This window comes from Microcoleus sp. F10-B2 (assembly GCF_036704965.1).
Lineage (GTDB): Bacteria > Cyanobacteriota > Cyanobacteriia > Cyanobacteriales > Microcoleaceae > Microcoleus.
In genome coordinates this window covers 1-16,408 of the sequence record NZ_JAUBTB010000113.1, presented here as the reverse complement: position 1 = coordinate 16,408, position 16,408 = coordinate 1, and the positions used below count along the sequence as shown (strand labels likewise).

At 47.4% G+C, this 16,408-nt stretch carries 12 protein-coding genes; 4 read left to right on the top strand and 8 right to left on the bottom strand.

Annotated features, from left to right (window positions below; all coding sequences use genetic code 11):
• Nucleotides 1-202 precede the first annotated feature (202 nt).
• The 7 genes from rimO to psbZ all read right to left on the bottom strand — a co-directional run bounded on the left by rimO (nt 203) and on the right by psbZ (nt 7,896).
• Nucleotides 203-1,531, bottom strand: coding sequence for a 30S ribosomal protein S12 methylthiotransferase RimO (rimO, locus tag QUA99_RS28670; RefSeq protein ID WP_333243609.1), 1,329 nt, complete (start codon nt 1,529-1,531; stop codon nt 203-205).
• Between the two features lie 146 nt (nt 1,532-1,677).
• On the bottom strand, nt 1,678-2,733 hold the full coding sequence (locus QUA99_RS28665) for a D-alanine--D-alanine ligase (RefSeq protein ID WP_333243606.1): 1,056 nt from the start codon (nt 2,731-2,733) through the stop codon (nt 1,678-1,680).
• A 2-nt stretch (nt 2,734-2,735) separates the two neighbouring features.
• Nucleotides 2,736-4,127 (bottom strand): ATP-grasp domain-containing protein, encoded by a 1,392-nt coding sequence (locus QUA99_RS28660; protein WP_333243603.1) that lies wholly within the window; start codon nt 4,125-4,127, stop codon nt 2,736-2,738.
• 237 nt (nt 4,128-4,364) lie between these two features.
• The gene (locus QUA99_RS28655; RefSeq protein ID WP_333243600.1) at nt 4,365-5,174 is read right to left on the bottom strand and encodes a class I SAM-dependent methyltransferase; all 810 of its coding nucleotides are present in this window, start codon (nt 5,172-5,174) and stop codon (nt 4,365-4,367) included.
• On the bottom strand, nt 5,171-6,409 hold the full coding sequence (locus QUA99_RS28650; RefSeq protein WP_333243597.1) for a sedoheptulose 7-phosphate cyclase: 1,239 nt from the start codon (nt 6,407-6,409) through the stop codon (nt 5,171-5,173). The genes QUA99_RS28655 and QUA99_RS28650 overlap by 4 nt, the downstream gene beginning before the upstream one ends.
• Before the next feature lie 487 nt (nt 6,410-6,896).
• On the bottom strand, nt 6,897-7,484 hold the full coding sequence (gene ribH / locus QUA99_RS28645) for a 6,7-dimethyl-8-ribityllumazine synthase (RefSeq protein WP_333243594.1): 588 nt from the start codon (nt 7,482-7,484) through the stop codon (nt 6,897-6,899).
• A gap of 220 nt (nt 7,485-7,704) precedes the next feature.
• Complete coding sequence (gene psbZ / locus QUA99_RS28640) at nt 7,705-7,896, bottom strand: photosystem II reaction center protein PsbZ (protein ID WP_333243618.1); 192 nt, start codon at nt 7,894-7,896, stop codon at nt 7,705-7,707.
• Nucleotides 7,897-8,212: 316 nt separating this feature from the next.
• Here psbZ and QUA99_RS28635 point away from each other — a divergent pair, with 316 nt between their 5' ends.
• Nucleotides 8,213-11,143: a CBS domain-containing protein gene (locus tag QUA99_RS28635; protein ID WP_333243591.1), complete on the top strand. Its 2,931-nt coding sequence runs from the start codon at nt 8,213-8,215 to the stop codon at nt 11,141-11,143.
• Nucleotides 11,144-11,663: 520 nt separating this feature from the next.
• Here the strand turns inward: QUA99_RS28635 and QUA99_RS28630 are convergent.
• Nucleotides 11,664-13,850, bottom strand: coding sequence for an FAD-dependent oxidoreductase (locus QUA99_RS28630; protein WP_333243588.1), 2,187 nt, complete (start codon nt 13,848-13,850; stop codon nt 11,664-11,666).
• A 161-nt stretch (nt 13,851-14,011) separates the two neighbouring features.
• On the opposite strand from QUA99_RS28630, the gene QUA99_RS28625 reads away from it, so the two are divergent.
• The 3 genes from QUA99_RS28625 to QUA99_RS28615 all read left to right on the top strand — a co-directional run bounded on the left by QUA99_RS28625 (nt 14,012) and on the right by QUA99_RS28615 (nt 16,242).
• Entirely contained in the window at nt 14,012-14,524 is a 513-nt protein-coding gene (locus QUA99_RS28625; RefSeq protein ID WP_333243585.1) for a hypothetical protein, read from the top strand.
• 89 nt (nt 14,525-14,613) lie between these two features.
• Nucleotides 14,614-15,378 (top strand): aldolase/citrate lyase family protein, encoded by a 765-nt coding sequence (locus QUA99_RS28620; RefSeq protein WP_333243583.1) that lies wholly within the window; start codon nt 14,614-14,616, stop codon nt 15,376-15,378.
• 195 nt (nt 15,379-15,573) lie between these two features.
• Nucleotides 15,574-16,242: a 2OG-Fe dioxygenase family protein gene (locus QUA99_RS28615; RefSeq protein WP_333243580.1), complete on the top strand. Its 669-nt coding sequence runs from the start codon at nt 15,574-15,576 to the stop codon at nt 16,240-16,242.
• Nucleotides 16,243-16,408 lie beyond the last annotated feature (166 nt).

Sequence of the window (16,408 nt, the reverse complement as noted above, 5' to 3'; positions counted from 1 at the left end):
GTCGATCCCACAATTTTAGGCCACAGAGCGAGCTCCCAGATGAGTCTGTGCAGTCAATCTCAAATCTCAAATCTCAAATCTCAAATCGACTTGACCCCGCCGAGCACCGGATACAGTGCCACGTCAATTCATGAGGGTCGATCCCACAATTTTAGGCCACAGAGCGAGCTCCCAGATGAGTCTGTGCAGTCAATCTCAAATCTCAAATCTCAAATCTCAAATCGACTTGACCGTAGAGGTCGTAGACATCTGCACCAGTAATTTTCACAGATACGATCGATCCCAGCCGCGCTTCTCCTGTCACATAGACGAGTCCATCTACTTCTGGGGAAAACCTAGCCGATCTACCAATCAACTCACCTGTCTCTGGTTGTTCTTGTTCTATCAGGACATCAACTACCTGACCGACAGATTCTTGATTCTTCTTCAATGATATAGGTTGTTGTGCCGCCATTACCGCATTGCGCCGCATTTCCATTATTTCTGCAGGTATTTGCTGGGGCAAGCTAAAGGCTGGGGTTCCTTCTTCTGGCGAAAATACAAAAACTCCTACGTGATCGAATTCGTGGCGCTTGACAAATTCCAGCAAGTGTGCTGCGTGTTCGTCGGTTTCGCCGGGGAAGCCGACAATAAAAGTTGTCCGCATCACGGCGCCGGGAAGTGCTGCTTTGAGCCGATCGACTATAGCATCATTGATCCCGGCTTGAAAAGGCCGATTCATCGCCCGCAGAATTTCTGGGTGCGAGTGTTGCAGGGGTAAATCCAAATACGGCAAAACGTTGGGTGTTTCGCGGATGGCTGCGACAACTTGCGGAGTCAAACCTGTAGGATAGGCGTAGTGCATCCGAATCCAAGGTACATCTACTTCACCCAAAGCGCGCAGTAGTTCGGCTAGTTTCGGTTCGCCATAAATATCTTTGCCGTAGTTGGTGGTAATTTGAGAAATTAAGATAATTTCCTTTACCCCTTCGGAGGCTAATTGCTTAGCTTCGGCGACGATAGATTCGATCGTCCGCGATCGTTGATTTCCGCGCAAGTGCGGGATAATGCAAAATGCACAGCGATAGTCGCAGCCTTCTGCTATTCGCAGATAAGCCACACCTTCCGATGTCGTGCGGTAGCGGGGAGTAGTTTCGTCAGCGATGTAAGTAGGTTCTGAAGAGACGAGGGAAACTCGATCGCCCTTTTCCACCTGCTGCATAACATCGACGATTTTATGATAGTCGCCAGTGCCGACAATTGCGACTGCTTCCGGCAATTCGTCCAGCAATTCCTGCTGAAAATGCTGTGCCATGCAGCCGGTGATGACTACTTTTTTATTAGCTTCGGCCAATTCTACCAAGGTGCGGACTGACTCTTCTCGCGCCGCTTGGATAAAACTGCAAGTATTGACGACGACGTAATCGGCTAATTCTTCATTAGAATCGACTTGATAGCCCGCTTGAGCCAGCAAGCCGATCATGTGTTCGGTATCGATGCGATTTTTTTCGCAGCCGAGGTGAGTAAATGCGATCGTTGGCTTCGTTGCCATGCAGTAATAGTTAGTGTTGCGCTATTTGAGAACGTTTTATGGTATCACACAATTTCAAAAATTGCAAGTTATCCTTCTTAGTTGCACCAATTCCCAATTCATCACTAGAGTTTAACGCTCAACCATCATTGCCGTGCCACCCGAATTTATATTACTTGTTGCACCGTTGTACCCGATCGACCTTGTAAGGCATTTTGCAGCATACTCTCAAAAAAAGTATCCAGAGAAATTCCTGATGCTTGGGCCATAGTCGCAAGCACACCTTTTTGAGAAAAAGAGCAGTACAGCCCCGCTTCTAAGAACCAAGGTTGTCCCTGGGGGTCGATGCGAAAATCTAATAGACTGTAGTGGCGACACCCCAAAGCTATGTGGCATTTTCTGGCCATAGCCCAAACCCTTTGGGTGACTGGATCGCTGGGTTCAACTATCCACAACTTGGTACTATCCTTAGCGGCAAAGACCAAGTTGCCATCGTCATTGTGTTTAAACTTATCAGAATAAATCCGAATCGGCTTCGTATCAGGATGCACAGCATACTCTTCCAGTGGCAAGCAGACTAGCTGGCCTGCTTGGACGATGACACCACAGCGAACTTCTCTACCCAATTCAATAAATCTTTCTGCTAGCACCGACGGTGAATAAGTCAATGCTGTCTGCATAGCAGCGTCAAAGTCAGCGGCATTTCTAACTAACGCAACTCCCAGAGAATTATCGGCATTCAGTGGCTTGAGCACGATCGGGAAATCAATAGAAGGGCGATCGCCCGCGTGGAGAACTTCTCCCTCCGGCACACTTACCCCAGCGCCCGCTACTACTGCCTTAGCCTTCGCTTTGTCAGCAGTCAGTGCCATCACCTCTGGGGTATTACCCAGGTAAGGAATATTCAGCAGATCGAACAAGGCTCGGTATTGAGTCATGCCGGGGAGACAATACATCTGGGGCACCATCACGTCTATCTGGAGATCTGCCAGCACCTGTACTGCGCCCGCTAGAGACATGGGATTAGCCGCCGCGATCGCACTCGGATCGAGAGAGGTGGGAAAACGCCATTGGCCATCGGGAGAAACATAGGCTATATGAAATTCATAGAGTGCTGGATTAGCAGTCTTCTCCAGACAATCTTGGGCATAAAAGCGCGACAAATTACAGTAAAATTCACTGTCTGCCGATCCGACTAAATGCAAAACCCGTAATACTGACATACTCAATCTCCCCCTATTTCCACAAGTTTTCCAATATTAAAATCAATCCGAATCCACTCTTTCGGCTTCTGTAAATTCCCCCATAACAACAAGGGAATTTGCCAATGATGCACCATCAAAAACGGCAGCGGATCGTCCCAATCGAAGATGGCATCTTTGCCTTGGGCGATAATTTGTAACCGCTCATAAACGAGCTTTGGCGACCGCAAATGAGTCACCAACCGCCAAATTTCATGGTAAATCCAGTAAGTCGGGCGACTGGATGCCAAAGGCTGGACAGTCTGCGGTAAAGGGTCGAGTTCCAAATAAGCTTTTGCCACATCGGGATGGTTGTAAAACATCGTGATGGCTGAATGGGTGCGGGGGTTGCATTCGATCGCGTAAATCTCTCCATCATCCGCCGCCTGAATGAAATCAAAGGAAACTTGTCCAGTCAGATTGAGACTCTTGGCAAACTGACGAATCCAATTTTCGATATCCGGGCGATCGACATTCTGGTAATTCACCTGAAACGCCGACGATTTGCAACAACAATGCAACTGAAGATGACCATCACGGATTGTACTGTGAGTGCAGAATTCTTGCCCCGGAATATACTCTTGCATAATCCAAGGTTTACTCTCGGAGATTGGTAATGAGTTGACAAAAGCGGCTGTTTCGGCTGGGGTTTCGCAGGGTAACTTCGTGAGATCTAACCTGCGGACTGAATCGTAGGGAATACTTTTGATAATATATGGACGCTGGGCGTCACTAAAATCAAAATCGATTACTTGCTGGGGATTAGTAATGCGGTAGGACTTCGGAACTCGCAGCCCCAATGCTTCGGCGGCTTTTGCAAACTCATACTTATCATCCAAACGTTGCAGAGTTTCGACATCTACGTGCATTACCGTACAGTGAGGAGAAAGTACCCTTTTGACTTCGGCATCGTAGTAACTGGCGACAGGACTACAGACGGGAACGTAAACATTAACTCCCTCTTGTTGGACGATTTTTAAGAGTGCTTGGGGATATTCCTCTGTCTGGGGATTTGGTACTGTGTAAAAGCGATCGACCGCCCGAGAGTAACGATGACCTGTCAGCCAGTATTTCTCGGTTTCTACCAAAATTACCCGATGACCGGCCTGATGGAACGATCTCGCTAGCTGCAATGCTTTGGTCATCTTGCCACCGCTAATCAAAATCGTTTGGGGAGACTCGGCGATCGTTCGAGACTGAAACGGTTTGATGATGAGGCATCTCAGTAGGGCTAGCGCTGTTAAAGCGAGATTCAGGGGCAGTACCAATAGCAGCAAAATTAAGGTTGCTATGGTTTTGACTGTCTGGAAGCGGCTATTCGTCGCGTTTGTTTCCTGTTCAGATGGCATCGCTGCCGTTGAAACTGTTTCGATCATAATTTTTTACTAAGTAAATACTCTCAGAAAGCGGTGGTTTTTGAATGATTAAACCGCTTTTGAAGCGAAGCAGGCGCAGTCCAGAACAGAGAGATGAATCATGCCGGTGAAGCGCGGATTTGATATTACGCACGGGTGGTTAAAAACCGGGTTTTTTGACCGTTTGACTTGGTTAGAGCCCGCCAAATAGGGCAAAAAACCCGGTTTGTTTGGTTTTGACGCCTAAGTTTTGTTCTACTAAGCGCGCCGAATTAAAGTCAATCCATCTCTCAGCGGCACTAACACTTGCTCTACGCGCGGATCGTCAACTAGAGCCTGGTTGAATTTGGCGATCGCAACTCCGTTCTCAGTAGCAGTACCTGACAAGTAGGGCTGTCCCTGCATCAGAGTATTGTCTGCACAGATCAAGCCATTGGGAGCCAACAGCCCCGTAGTTAGGAGTAAATCGAGATAGTCTCTGTATCCAGCTTTATCGGCATCGATAAACACCAAATCGAAGACTTCCCCGTCTTGGGCCAATTGTTTCATGGTTTCTAGAGCCGGTGCTACCTTCACTGAGATTTTGTGACCGGCAGTAGATTCGTCAAAACACTTCTGGGCAAATTCAGCGACATAAGCATCTACTTCGCAGGCTACCACCACTCCATCCACCGGCAGTGCTTCCGCCATCGCTAGTGCTGAGTACCCGGTAAACATCCCTATTTCCAGTACGCGCTGTGCTTTGGTGAGATGAACGAGAAATTTCAGCATTTGGCCTTCGACATGGCCCGAAAGCATTTCCTGTTCCAACTGCCGCACTGTCTCGCCGTCAGAGAATCGCTTACTCCAATCTTCTGATTGGGTACGCTTTACTAACGCGGCTAAGGCGGGAGATTCCGGCGTGGTACAAAGATTCAGGTAGGGATCGAGACCGTTGGCTAGTTCGTAGGCTTGTTGTAATTGGGCCTTGAAAGCTCGATCGAGATTATCGATTTTTTCTACTTGCGAGACGAGACTTTCGAGTTTAGCCGCTAAAATCCCGACTGGGGTAACGGGTCTCACGGTCATACCCCCGATTTGGAAAGAGTTGCAACTTTCTGCAATACCACATACATATCCTCGCCATCGCCGCGGCGCGGGTAGCCCTGACAGATTTCTCGATGAACCAGTAGGGCTTTATCCAACTCACCTCGAGTCAAATCGTTCATGAAAAAGCATTCACCAATGGGGCGGGGAGCCGCAGCGCGCTGAAGGCCGTCGCGGGTACGGCTGATCGATGTGGTGGCTTTCCAGAGCAGTTCTGATGTGAGATAAGGGCTATCAATTGCTAGTCCGAGGCGGCTCATTAATCCTAAGATCCGATCGCGGTCGGCGATCGAAATGTAGCCCCGCAGTTGAGCAATCGTGGCCGAAAAAGCCATATCGATGGCGACGCTGTGGCCGTGGAACATGGGAATTTCCGGTGTTAGTTCCAGCGTCGGACTCCAGGTGTGACCGTAGGCAATCACCCGATCCAAATCTAGCTCGTGGAGGTTTGGTACTTCTAATGCCAGCATTGACTGAATCGCGTTGTAGGTTAACCGATGTGCCACTTCCCGCAGTTCAGATGTGCCGTCTAAATAACCAAAATGGCTGTGCAGCAATGCTTCGCCGTAGTTTTCTAACAACTCGAAGATTTCTTTGTTGCCTACTACGGCGATCTTAATTAACTCTGCCATGCCGTTTCGTATTTGGTCGATCGGCAGAGTTTTCAGAAAGGAGAAATCTAAAATTACTTTCTGCGAAGCGTGGTAAGCGCCGAGGCGGTTTTTCAGCTTACCGTGGTTCACAGCTACTTTGATTGCCACACTGGCATCAATTAGCCCAATTAAGGTTGTCGGTACGCGAATGTAGTTAGTCCGACGGCGATAGGATGAGCAGGCAAAACCAGCTACGTCAGTAGTCAATCCACCACCGACTACCAAAACAGGCTCCTTCCGCACGAGTCCGAAGTCAACGAAGGCATCTATGATGCTTTCAAAAGTTTTTAACGTCTTATCAGGTTCCTTGATATTAACTGGAAAGACTGTTAAATCTATCTCGTGATGCTTGAAATAATCCTGCATCTGTGCACCGTACAGACCGTAGACTGTTTCATCTACAACCATTAAACAGCGACCGAATTGGCGGTAACTATCCGCAATCTCATGATTCTCCAGCTTGAAAGCACCATCTACGTATAGCAGGCTGAAATCTATTTTTTCGTACCCCTCAATCTGAAAAGCTCGATCGGTAGATGTAAAGGTAGCTTGAATGTCACCCATAAAATTTTTGCACTTTCATGTTGATAAGTAACTGCAAGTATTCAGGTAATGGCAAAAACGCTGAATCCTTTTGCCGGAAAGCTTTCTAGGCACTCAATTGACAAAATTGTCCTTCTATATAATCTCAACAATTAACCTAGAAAGTTGTTTTCAGAGCTGTTTATTAAGAAGAGGTTAAATACTTATCGTACAGCATTTATACTGAAATCCGTGCTAGGGGATCGAGTTTAGATAACCTCAATACTTACACCTTAGTTAACATAACGGATTTCAGATATTTATTCAACCTTGTTCAACACCAAAATTCGATAATACCTCTTAGGGAATAGACGATAATCTAGCAACTCCACATTATTCAAAAGTTTAGGAGGAACTCGGTCTTTGAGAAGGTATGTCTGTTCCAGAACAGGAAGTGAATCAAATGCTGCCACTTGTCAAAATCTGAATTTGGAATTGTGGCCATTGTTGGCAAAATGCCTTGTAGAAATTACAGTATTCGATCTGACGATAGATCCGGGGCTATAGCCAGATTTGCTTCGCCCGACAGCACTTGACCGGCAGACCCACTAGCTAATTGACCGTAAGAATTTCCGCCCAAACCATTAACTTGACGCATCAAAGTGCCCATTTCCAAAGCACTCATCGCATAATTCCAGCCCAAATTGCTTTTAATTCCAGCCCTTTCCAAAGCTTGCTGCATCGTGTCAGTCGTCACCACCCCAAAAATCACCGGCACCCCTGTCTGAAAAGCAGCAGCAGCAATTCCCTTAGCAACCTCACCAGCCACAAAATCGAAATGAGGAGTTTGGCCCCGAATTACCGCACCCAGACAAATTACCGCATCGTAGCGACGAGAAAGAGCAGCTTGCCGGGCCACCAAAGGAATCTCAAAACTTCCCGGAACCCAATAAAAATCAACTTGATTACCGTGAGGATTGATATCAACGCCGTGGCGTTTCAAACAATCTTGACATCCTTCCAAAAGTTTGTTTACAATCAAATCGTTAAAACGACCGATGACAATAGCAAATCGTAAAGATTCTGTTTGAGTAAAAGTTCCCTCGTAAACAGTCATAGTGTTCTAGTTTAGATTTTTGGTTTTAGATTTTAGATTTTTGTTTGTGAGAAGGCAAAAGCCAGAAAGTAGCAGCATCTCATCTGAATCTCAAGTGCAAAAACATACAGGGTCGCGCGGTCTGGAAAATTCCTAGCTTCTGCCGAATGCCTTTCAATCGCTGGTGAATGCCTTCATCCTTCTATCTTTTACCTTCTTTATTCGATAAGGTTGGGTGAAATTAAACGACTAAAAAGTTCAATACACCCACTGCAATAACCAGCAAAAACCAGAGGCCAGACCCGGCATAGATCAGGGATTTAGACTGATTCCAGTTTTGGGGAGAGGCATAAGCAACTGGCACGCCAACGACCATCACAAAAGACAGCAGTACCAGAGCCAGTAAAACCAATTGAAACAGAATTGATAACATCTTTTCTCCTTTCGATATAACCGTGCGTTGATCGGAAATAGTTTCCCAGAACCGAAAAAAATCTTCCAAATTCTAGTTTTTGACAGTTTCCCGATCGTCGATCGAGAAATTGTCGGTTGATTGATACGAAAGAACCAGTGCAAATTCGGGCGTTGCGCGAACAGGCGTCAGCGGCTCTTGAGATTTCGATCAATTTTATCATTGTTCGCTACACGACAGAAAACTGGAAAGGTTAAGTTAAAGCCCGATCGACACATCCGGTTTCAGAGGGCGAGAAATTGCTACTGTTTGAGTTAGAGATGCGGGATGTTCGACTATGGACTTAGTTTTGTGCCACACAACAGCAGATTTTGACGCCTTGGGGGCGGCGGTGGGACTTTGCGTGCTGCGCCCCGGTAGCAGGATCGTACTGACTGGCGGGTGTCACCCGACGGTGCGGGATTTTTTGGCCCTGCACCGCGACGAGTACCCGCTGATTGAACGCCGATCGGTCAATCCGCAACAAATTCGATCGATTAGTATAGTTGATGCCTCAGGGCGCGATCGTTTGGGAAAAGCCGCCGAGTGGCTGGATTTGCCGCACCTCAACGAAATAGCGGTTTTCGACCATCACCTACAGGCCGGTTCAGACATCCCTGCAACTGTTACCCAGATCGAAGCAGTCGGAGCCACCACTACATTAATTGTCGAAAAGCTCAAAAATCAAGCAGAAAACAGCGACACACCATCTCGACTTCTGCCTTCGGAAGCAACAGTCATGGCCCTCGGCATCCACGTCGATACAGGCTCCCTCACCTTTGAGGGCGCAACTGCGCGAGATGCGAGTGCTTTGGCGTGGTTGATGGAACAGGGAGCGAGTTTGCGGGTAATCGCTGAATATGTAGAACCCGGTTTGTCTCCTCAATTGCAAGATTTGCTCCCAGAAGCGCTGAATAATTTGCGATCGGAAATTTTGCACGGTTACAGCGTAGCTTGGGTGCTGCTATCTACTGAATCTTACGTTCCGGGACTTTCTTCGCTGGCTTCTCGCTTGCTGGATTTGACTGAAACCGATGCTCTGCTGTTAGGTAATGTTTATAAATTTAGCGAAAACGAAAACAACCGCAACATCGCTCCAGAATCGCGAGTTTCCAATCGATTAACTATTATCGGCCGATCGCGCATCGAAGGAACAAACCTCAGCGAATTGTTCAAACCCTTCGGCGGCGGAGGCCACGCCCGCGCTGCTTCCCTCGCCACCCGCGATGTTGACCCCCTGCTGACTTTAAATCAGTTAGCTGACGAACTCAAAGCTCAAATTCCCCACCCTCCGACAGCGCGCGAGTTAATGTCGTCTCCAGTGCGGAGTATTCGCCCGGAAACATCGGTGGGGGAAGCTCACCGTATCCTCCTACGTTACGGACATTCGGGGCTTTGTGTGGTCGATGCGGACGATCGGCTCGCCGGCATTATCTCGCGCCGCGACATTGACATTGCCCTGCACCACGGTTTCAGTCACGCCCCGGTGAAGGGTTACATGACTTGGCAGCTAAAAACGATCGCCCCAGATACTTTGCTGCCGGAAATTGAATCTTTAATGGTGACATACGATATCGGGCGCTTGCCAGTATTGGAAAACGGTCAACTTGTAGGAATTGTGACTCGCACTGACGTGCTGCGGGAATTGCACCAGCAAAAAACGCGAGACAGGGGAAGCAATGCAGAATTGTCTTATTGTGTCATGCCCGAATCGGTTGAGCATTTGTTGCGATCGCGCATCAGTCCCGAATTATGGCAATTATTGTCGATCGCGGCCAATCTTGCCCAACAGCGCGGCTGGCAACTTTATTTGGTTGGCGGAGCAGTCCGGGATTTACTCTTAGCGACCGATGATACACTGGCGCTAACTGATATTGATTTGGTTGTGGATGGAAAGTGCGGTTCCGACGATTCCGGTGCAGGTGTCGAGTTAGCTTCATCGCTGCAAAAACTATACCCGGGATCGCGTTTAGACGTTCACGGTCAATTTCAAACCGCCGCGCTTTTGTGGCACAAAGACTCTCCTTTCGGCTCCCTGTGGGTCGATATCGCGACTGCTCGTACTGAATTTTATCCTTATCCGGCTGCAAATCCTGAAGTTGAAGCGAGTTCGATTCGCCAAGATTTGTACCGCAGAGATTTTACAATTAATGCGCTGGCTGTGCGTTTGGGTGTTCCTCGCAGCGGCGAATTGTTAGATTTTTTTTGCGGTTTGCTGGACTTGGAATCGAAGCAAATTCGAGTTTTGCACGCCAATAGTTTTATCGAAGATCCGACGCGAATTTATCGCGCTGTGCGGTTTGCGGTGCGCTTGGGATTTGAAATTGAGCCGCAGACGGAAGGATACATCCGCCACGCTTTGGCCAGCGGGATTTATTACCGAATTCAGGGGGAAAACGGCCGAGCTCCGGCTTTGGAAACTCGGCTCAAAAGCGAATTAAAATACATTTTGCAAGCTCCTTACTGGAAAGTTGCTTTGCAAATGCTGGGAGATTTGCAGGCTTTGCGCTGCATTCATCCTAGTTTGGAATTGGATCGCCAGTTGTGGCGGCAACTGCGTTTGCTCGATCGGTGTTTGCAAGGAAGGCAGAAGGAAGGTTCGGCAACGGATTATGTAACGGATGTAACGGATGTAAAGGAGGTCAGGAAGAAGGAGGAGGGAAGAGGGAAAAAGCAAGAAGGAAAAGGGAAAAAGGAACAAACAATTCCCCATTTCCCATTCCCCATTCTCCATTCCCCATTCCCCATTCCCCATTCCCCATTCCCCATTATCAATATTCCCGATTGGCAGATGCGACTGGAAGTTTTGATAGCTTATTTAGCACCGGAATATCGCGGCAAGGTGGCTGCAAATCTTCAGTTACCCGCTGACAGTATTAAGCGGCTGGAAGTTTTGGAAGCCGGAAAGAATCAGTTAGCAGAGAATTTGCCTAAGTGCGAGTGGCCGAGTCAATTGGTGTTGCTGTTGAGGAATTATGAATTGCCGGTGTTAATTGCGATCGCCATACAAAGTCCGCGAAAATTCCGCCGTCAAATTTGGGAATATCTCACCCGGTGGGCGAATGTTGAGCCGCCTTTAAATGGCAATGATTTGAAAGCTTTGGGTTATAAGCCGGGGCCTGGGTTTAAACGAATGTTGGATGATTTGTTGGCGGCGAGGTTGGATGGCGATTTGGGCGATCGGGCTGCTGCTATCTCTTTCTTAGCAGAACGTTATCCTCAAATTTAGTAAGGTGCGTCATCAGCGCGTTATTTTTTCTATAGAAGTCGCATCTTGCACCATTCTCGCTTCACAGGCTTTCCGGCCCGTTCTGCGAAGAGTAGATTTTCTCGCTTCACGGGCAGGATGCCAATTCATAAAAGGCTTATTGACAATGGTGCAACATCTCAGATACAGCACTTTTCAGGTTAGTGAGGTACACAACAGAGGTAGGGACACGGCACGGCGCCGTGTCCCTACGGCAATAGAAGAGCAATCTGGGTGTACTTCATAAACGTGGAATCTGTTGTAGAACCAATTTGGGGTCTATTGCTGTAAGCGTAAGCCCTCTTCGATATGGATTTGGGCTTTTTTACCACCATCGCCCCACGATATCGTTTCCGGTTGCATCGGAATCATAAAATCGAATCAACAGTTAACACTCAACTATTCAGTTTCTAGACCCCGAGTCAACAACCAACAGTCATTCCGGTGTTACCGGAATTGAGATGATTTCTGGTCTTGTGGCTATTGAGATTGCCAACTGCGATTATTTCCAATTTTGCCACGAACTATTGAAAATAGAAGTACCCGGAAATGCGATCGGATTCTTATTTTGTTGCAACCGCAACTGCAACACTTCCAAGTTTGGCTCCCGGGATGGCAATTCGTCCACTAATTCATCAGGTATAATGCCCTTTTCTAGGGAAAAAGCAGCCGTAACTCCCGCTGCAGCACCGGCAGACCATTCAAAAGAATGCACTCGATAAGCAGCGGCCGCTGTGTGGCTAGTAGCAATACTTTTACCCGCCACTAACATATTGTCAATCTTTTGAGGAATCATTGCCCGCAGCGGAATTTGGAACGGATAAGCTTGGCCTTGAGCTTTGCGAGTACCTTCGCGTTCGGTATTTCCCGGTGCTTCCGGCGGACTGTTGGTCATGCAGGGGTGAAAGTCGATCGCATAATGACCGATACCCACAGAATCAGGATAAATCGTAGCGCGCGATCGCGATTTTGTATCCTCAACAGATTGACTTCCCACAGCCAAAGCCGGCGCGTTCAAACCACCCACAGCCAACCACAAATTGCGATACTCTTCCTCCGACAAATTCTGGCGGTAAAAATCGGCCGTAAAGTCAGTGCGAGACATATCAACTTCCCACACCCTAAAACCTTGAGGCTGGTTGAAACTCGGCCGCCCAATAATACGCCGGCCCTCCCGCATATAAGGATATTTAGAAAGTCCGTGCACCGTCCCCATCGGCGAATCCAAACCGCTCAAAAAACGATTGTTTGGATGAGGCTTTTTGACTCCATCTCCTAGCTGCGAGTCAGTAGTTCCTGTTACCAGCCAGTAGAAAAATCCTTTGGCATTTTCCTCTCCCTTTCGCAAAGTCTCCGTTCGCAAACCGCCCATCCATCCCCCCGGTTGCAGTTGACCTGCCGCTTCCAACTGCGCGCGAGAATAAATTAAATTATCCTCAGCAGAACCGGGACGATAGTCATTGCCCCAAGTCCAGTTTTGCATCGAAATATCCCCCGGATAAATCGGGAATTGCTTCGGATCGGAAGGTCGCTTTTCATCCGGTCTCATACTCCTGATTTGGCGGTAGGTGAAAACTAAGGGAAAGCTCGCCAATCTCTGCAATTCGTAGCTGTAGTAAGGAGCGTATTGTTGATAAAAAGAAGGTAGTTGATGCTGCTGCGGTTCCTTCGTTGCCTGCATCGCAAAGGTGTAGGTAAAACCTTGAGTGCAGTAAGCGTCGCCGGTGGGGCTCGGGGAGGAAGGTTCGAGAGGGGAACGCGGGTCAATTCCGAGGCGGTAAGGAACATCCGCAAGTCCGATCAATTCGCCTGTTTCAGTGGCATCTACAACGTACCAATCAGCACCCCCCCTAGCCCCCCCTTGTAAAGGGGGGGAACTGGTGGAATTCCTCCCTTGTAAAGGGGAACTGGTGGAATTCCCCCCTTGTAAAGGGGAACTGGTGGAATTCCCCCCCCTTGGCAAGGGGGGGTTAGGGGGGGTTCCAGATGCTTTAGGAATAAACCGAATAATAGTTTTATTAAATCGCGCTGAATTTTCGTAGCGATAGGCATCTTCGATAGTCTGAGAAAGAGTTTCGGTGTTGAGTGGTGGGGTGTTGGCGGCCGATTTGTGTTGAATGGCGATCGCACTTTTAATTTGTTGACCTCCAACCGCATTCCCCGCCACAGCAGGAGTAATTGCTAGTTCTTTAATAACTGTATTGGGAAACCATTTCAGCGTGCCTTTGCCTTTTCTAGCGGCATCCTGCAAGATGTTAAATAGAATTTTGTGACCGTCGTAGGGCATGAAACACGAATAGCTAACCCAGCAGCCTCCGGGATTTAGCCGGCCGTAATGTTGCTCGATCCGCCGCCGCAATTCTAGGTAGCCTCGGGGGTAAAATAAGAGCGATCGCTGAGTATCTCTTTCATCGAGTGCGGAAGTTCCCTGGGAGGAAATTTGACCGCCTACCCAATCAGTAATTTCAGTCAGGCAAACTGTGCGGCCCGCCAGCAAACCTTCGTAAGCGGTAGCAGCACCTGCGAGCCCGCCGCCTGCTACTAGAATGTCGCAAGTTTCTGCATTGTCTGGATTGCGGGGAGGTTCGGCAAATACTGGCGAAATGCTCCCTATCGCGGAAATGATGCCGAGGGTGAGGCTAAGGATCGATCGACCTTTCAGCAAAAATAGATACTGTCGAAGTTTCATCGGAGATTGTGGAATTAATTTTGACATAGCGCGAAAAACACTCATCCCATCTAAATGTTTATTTTGCAGTATACTGGTATTTCGCGGTGTTGTCAGGGAAAACTTTTTTAGATAAGAGGCATTAATACCAGTAACAACTATTGAACAGCCGGATCTACCTTATGCTCAAAATTGTCAAATTTTTTAGGTCATTGATTCCTTTTGAGAGTTTAACAATTACCACCAGTTTAACTTTTTCGGAAGTTTTACGCAGGTTGGACGAAGTTGTCACTACTCCAAAACTTTTTAGAGTAACTCTACCCTTTGGCCCACCACCTGCAAAACCCTATGAAGGAACAGTTTCTGGCAAAAAATTCAAAATCAATCGCATCATCATCGGTCGCAATTCATTTATTCCCATTATAGAAGGAGATATACATCCTCAAAAGTTCGGTTGTTATATAAAAATTCGGATGAGTTTACATAAAATAGTTCTAGGATTTATGATTCTTTGGCTGTGGACAACGGGCAGTATTGGAATGTTTGCTTTATTTGCTTGGTTAGTCGAACCATCCGTGGGAGCCATATTTTTACCAATTTTAGGAATGTTTATTTTTGGCTGGCTTTTGTGCTTGATTCCATTTAAGATAGAAGCAAAAGCAGCTATAAAATTTTTGTCTATTTTGTTAACATAAAGTAATTCATCACGACAATATTTTAGCTGTATTGTTAAAAACAATCTGGCTTCATCGACGGTAAAAAAATCAATTTTCCGGGATTACCCATGCGTCAAAACCAACTCAAACAAAAAATTAAACAAGGCGAAACAGTCCTCGGTTTATTTATGAACTGCGCTTATCCCGCATTCATGGAAATCTGCGGTCACGCTGGATTTGATTTTGCCGTCATCGACATGGAACACGGCCCCCTGCACCCGCTTGCTGCTGAAGATTTGTGTCGCGCCGCCGACTGTACCGGAATTGCACCGATTGTTCGTGTCCGCAAAAACGACGGGCCGCAAATTCAACGAGCTCTCGACATCGGCAGTGCAGGCGTTCAAGTACCTCAAATTGAAAGCAAAATTGATGCTGAAACCGCTGTCAAAAGCGCTAAATACAGTCCTCTGGGCACGCGAGGCCTTTCTTTCGCTACGCGGGCCGGACTTTACACTGCCGCAGGTACAAATATCACCGATCGACTCAACGAAGAATCCTTAGTTGTGATTCATGTCGAAGGTAAAGGCGGCATCGACAACCTGGCAGAAATTGTTACTGTGCCAGAGGTGGACGTGATTTTTCTAGGGCCTTACGATTTGTCACAGTCGATCGGCATTCCCGGCCAAGTCCGCGATCCCCGAGTCATCGACATGATGCAGGAGGCAGTGCAAACCATCCGCAAAGCAGGCAAAGCCGCCGGTACTTTTGCCGAAAACCCCGAAATCGCCCAGCAGTGGATTGATGCTGGCGTTCAGTACGTCGCACTTGGGGTCGATGTTGCCGTTTTCCTGCGGGCCTGTCAGTCGCTGGTGAAAGCAGTCGATCGATTTTAGATTTTAGATTTTAGATTTTGGATTTTGGATTAAAAGAAGAACAAGCCCTCCACTTCATCTTGTCGTCTTTACGATATCTTTGCAATTTTTGTAGTGTCTTTTACGACACATACAAAAATCCTGCGCTACAGTAGAAGCATACACCTCCTAAAGGCAAAATTAGAGAGGGGAGCAAGGCTTCAGGGAGTAAAATCTATGAAAACCGTATTAGAATCCATTCATTTGGATTATGCGTTCATGTTTACTTTCAAAAAAGTAAACTCGATTAAGCTAGAAGGTTTCAAGGAATTTTTTGACGATATGCCTGTCGATCCGTATGTGAAAGGTAAGTATCGTTCGAGAAGATTATCGCGGTTTACAGTCAACGGAAATGAGTTAGTTAAGTTACCTCACGGCTATTTGTATCAAAGCAAAACATACAATCCGCTAGTGGGTGATATCAGGCGGGAATTTGCCGAATTGGACGATCGGCTAATCGCCCTCGATAATTTCAAACAGATGATTTTTGCTTTTTTCGATTCCTGCAAAATTCACCCGGAAGCTGAAATCGGCATCCATCAAATCAGGACAACTTGTTCGCCAAACAATTTCGGCAACCCCGCACCGGAAGGGATTCACCAAGACGGTACTGATTTTATCGGGATTTTCTCGGTTGACAGAACTAATATTGTAGGCGGGGAAACGCATTTGTACTTGGCTAAAAAAGAGAAGCCTGTTTTTAATAAAATTCTGCATCCGGGAGAATTGCTGTTAGTTAACGACCACGAGTTTTTCCACTTTACTACGCCGATTAAACCGGAATCTGAAGGCGTGGGAACCAGGGATGTCTTTGTGCTGACTTCTCCGAGTTTGCTTTGCGATTGAGTAGAGTTGGGAAATTGGGCGTCTTTCGTTCGTAGTGAGGATTTTAGTCCTGTCTCTGGGATTTATTCAATCATGACTAAAGTCCTTACGAATGAGAATTAAATAACTTACAATTTATTGTTCTTGTGGGATGGGCGTCCCGCCCGTCCTTTCTGGACGGGCGGGA

Coding starts and splice junctions, on each gene's coding strand:
- QUA99_RS28660 (WP_333243603.1), bottom strand. CDS start 4,127: ATGATCGAAACAGTTTCAACGGCAGCGATGCCATCTGAACAGGAAACA.
- QUA99_RS28615 (WP_333243580.1), top strand. CDS start 15,574: ATGAAAACCGTATTAGAATCCATTCATTTGGATTATGCGTTCATGTTT.
- QUA99_RS28635 (WP_333243591.1), top strand. CDS start 8,213: ATGGACTTAGTTTTGTGCCACACAACAGCAGATTTTGACGCCTTGGGG.
- QUA99_RS28665 (WP_333243606.1), bottom strand. CDS start 2,733: ATGTCAGTATTACGGGTTTTGCATTTAGTCGGATCGGCAGACAGTGAA.
- QUA99_RS28620 (WP_333243583.1), top strand. CDS start 14,614: ATGCGTCAAAACCAACTCAAACAAAAAATTAAACAAGGCGAAACAGTC.
- QUA99_RS28650 (WP_333243597.1), bottom strand. CDS start 6,409: ATGGGTGACATTCAAGCTACCTTTACATCTACCGATCGAGCTTTTCAG.
- QUA99_RS28625 (WP_333243585.1), top strand. CDS start 14,012: ATGCTCAAAATTGTCAAATTTTTTAGGTCATTGATTCCTTTTGAGAGT.
- rimO (WP_333243609.1), bottom strand. CDS start 1,531: ATGGCAACGAAGCCAACGATCGCATTTACTCACCTCGGCTGCGAAAAA.
- ribH (WP_333243594.1), bottom strand. CDS start 7,484: ATGACTGTTTACGAGGGAACTTTTACTCAAACAGAATCTTTACGATTT.
- psbZ (WP_333243618.1), bottom strand. CDS start 7,896: ATGTTATCAATTCTGTTTCAATTGGTTTTACTGGCTCTGGTACTGCTG.
- QUA99_RS28630 (WP_333243588.1), bottom strand. CDS start 13,850: ATGAAACTTCGACAGTATCTATTTTTGCTGAAAGGTCGATCGATCCTT.
- QUA99_RS28655 (WP_333243600.1), bottom strand. CDS start 5,174: ATGACCGTGAGACCCGTTACCCCAGTCGGGATTTTAGCGGCTAAACTC.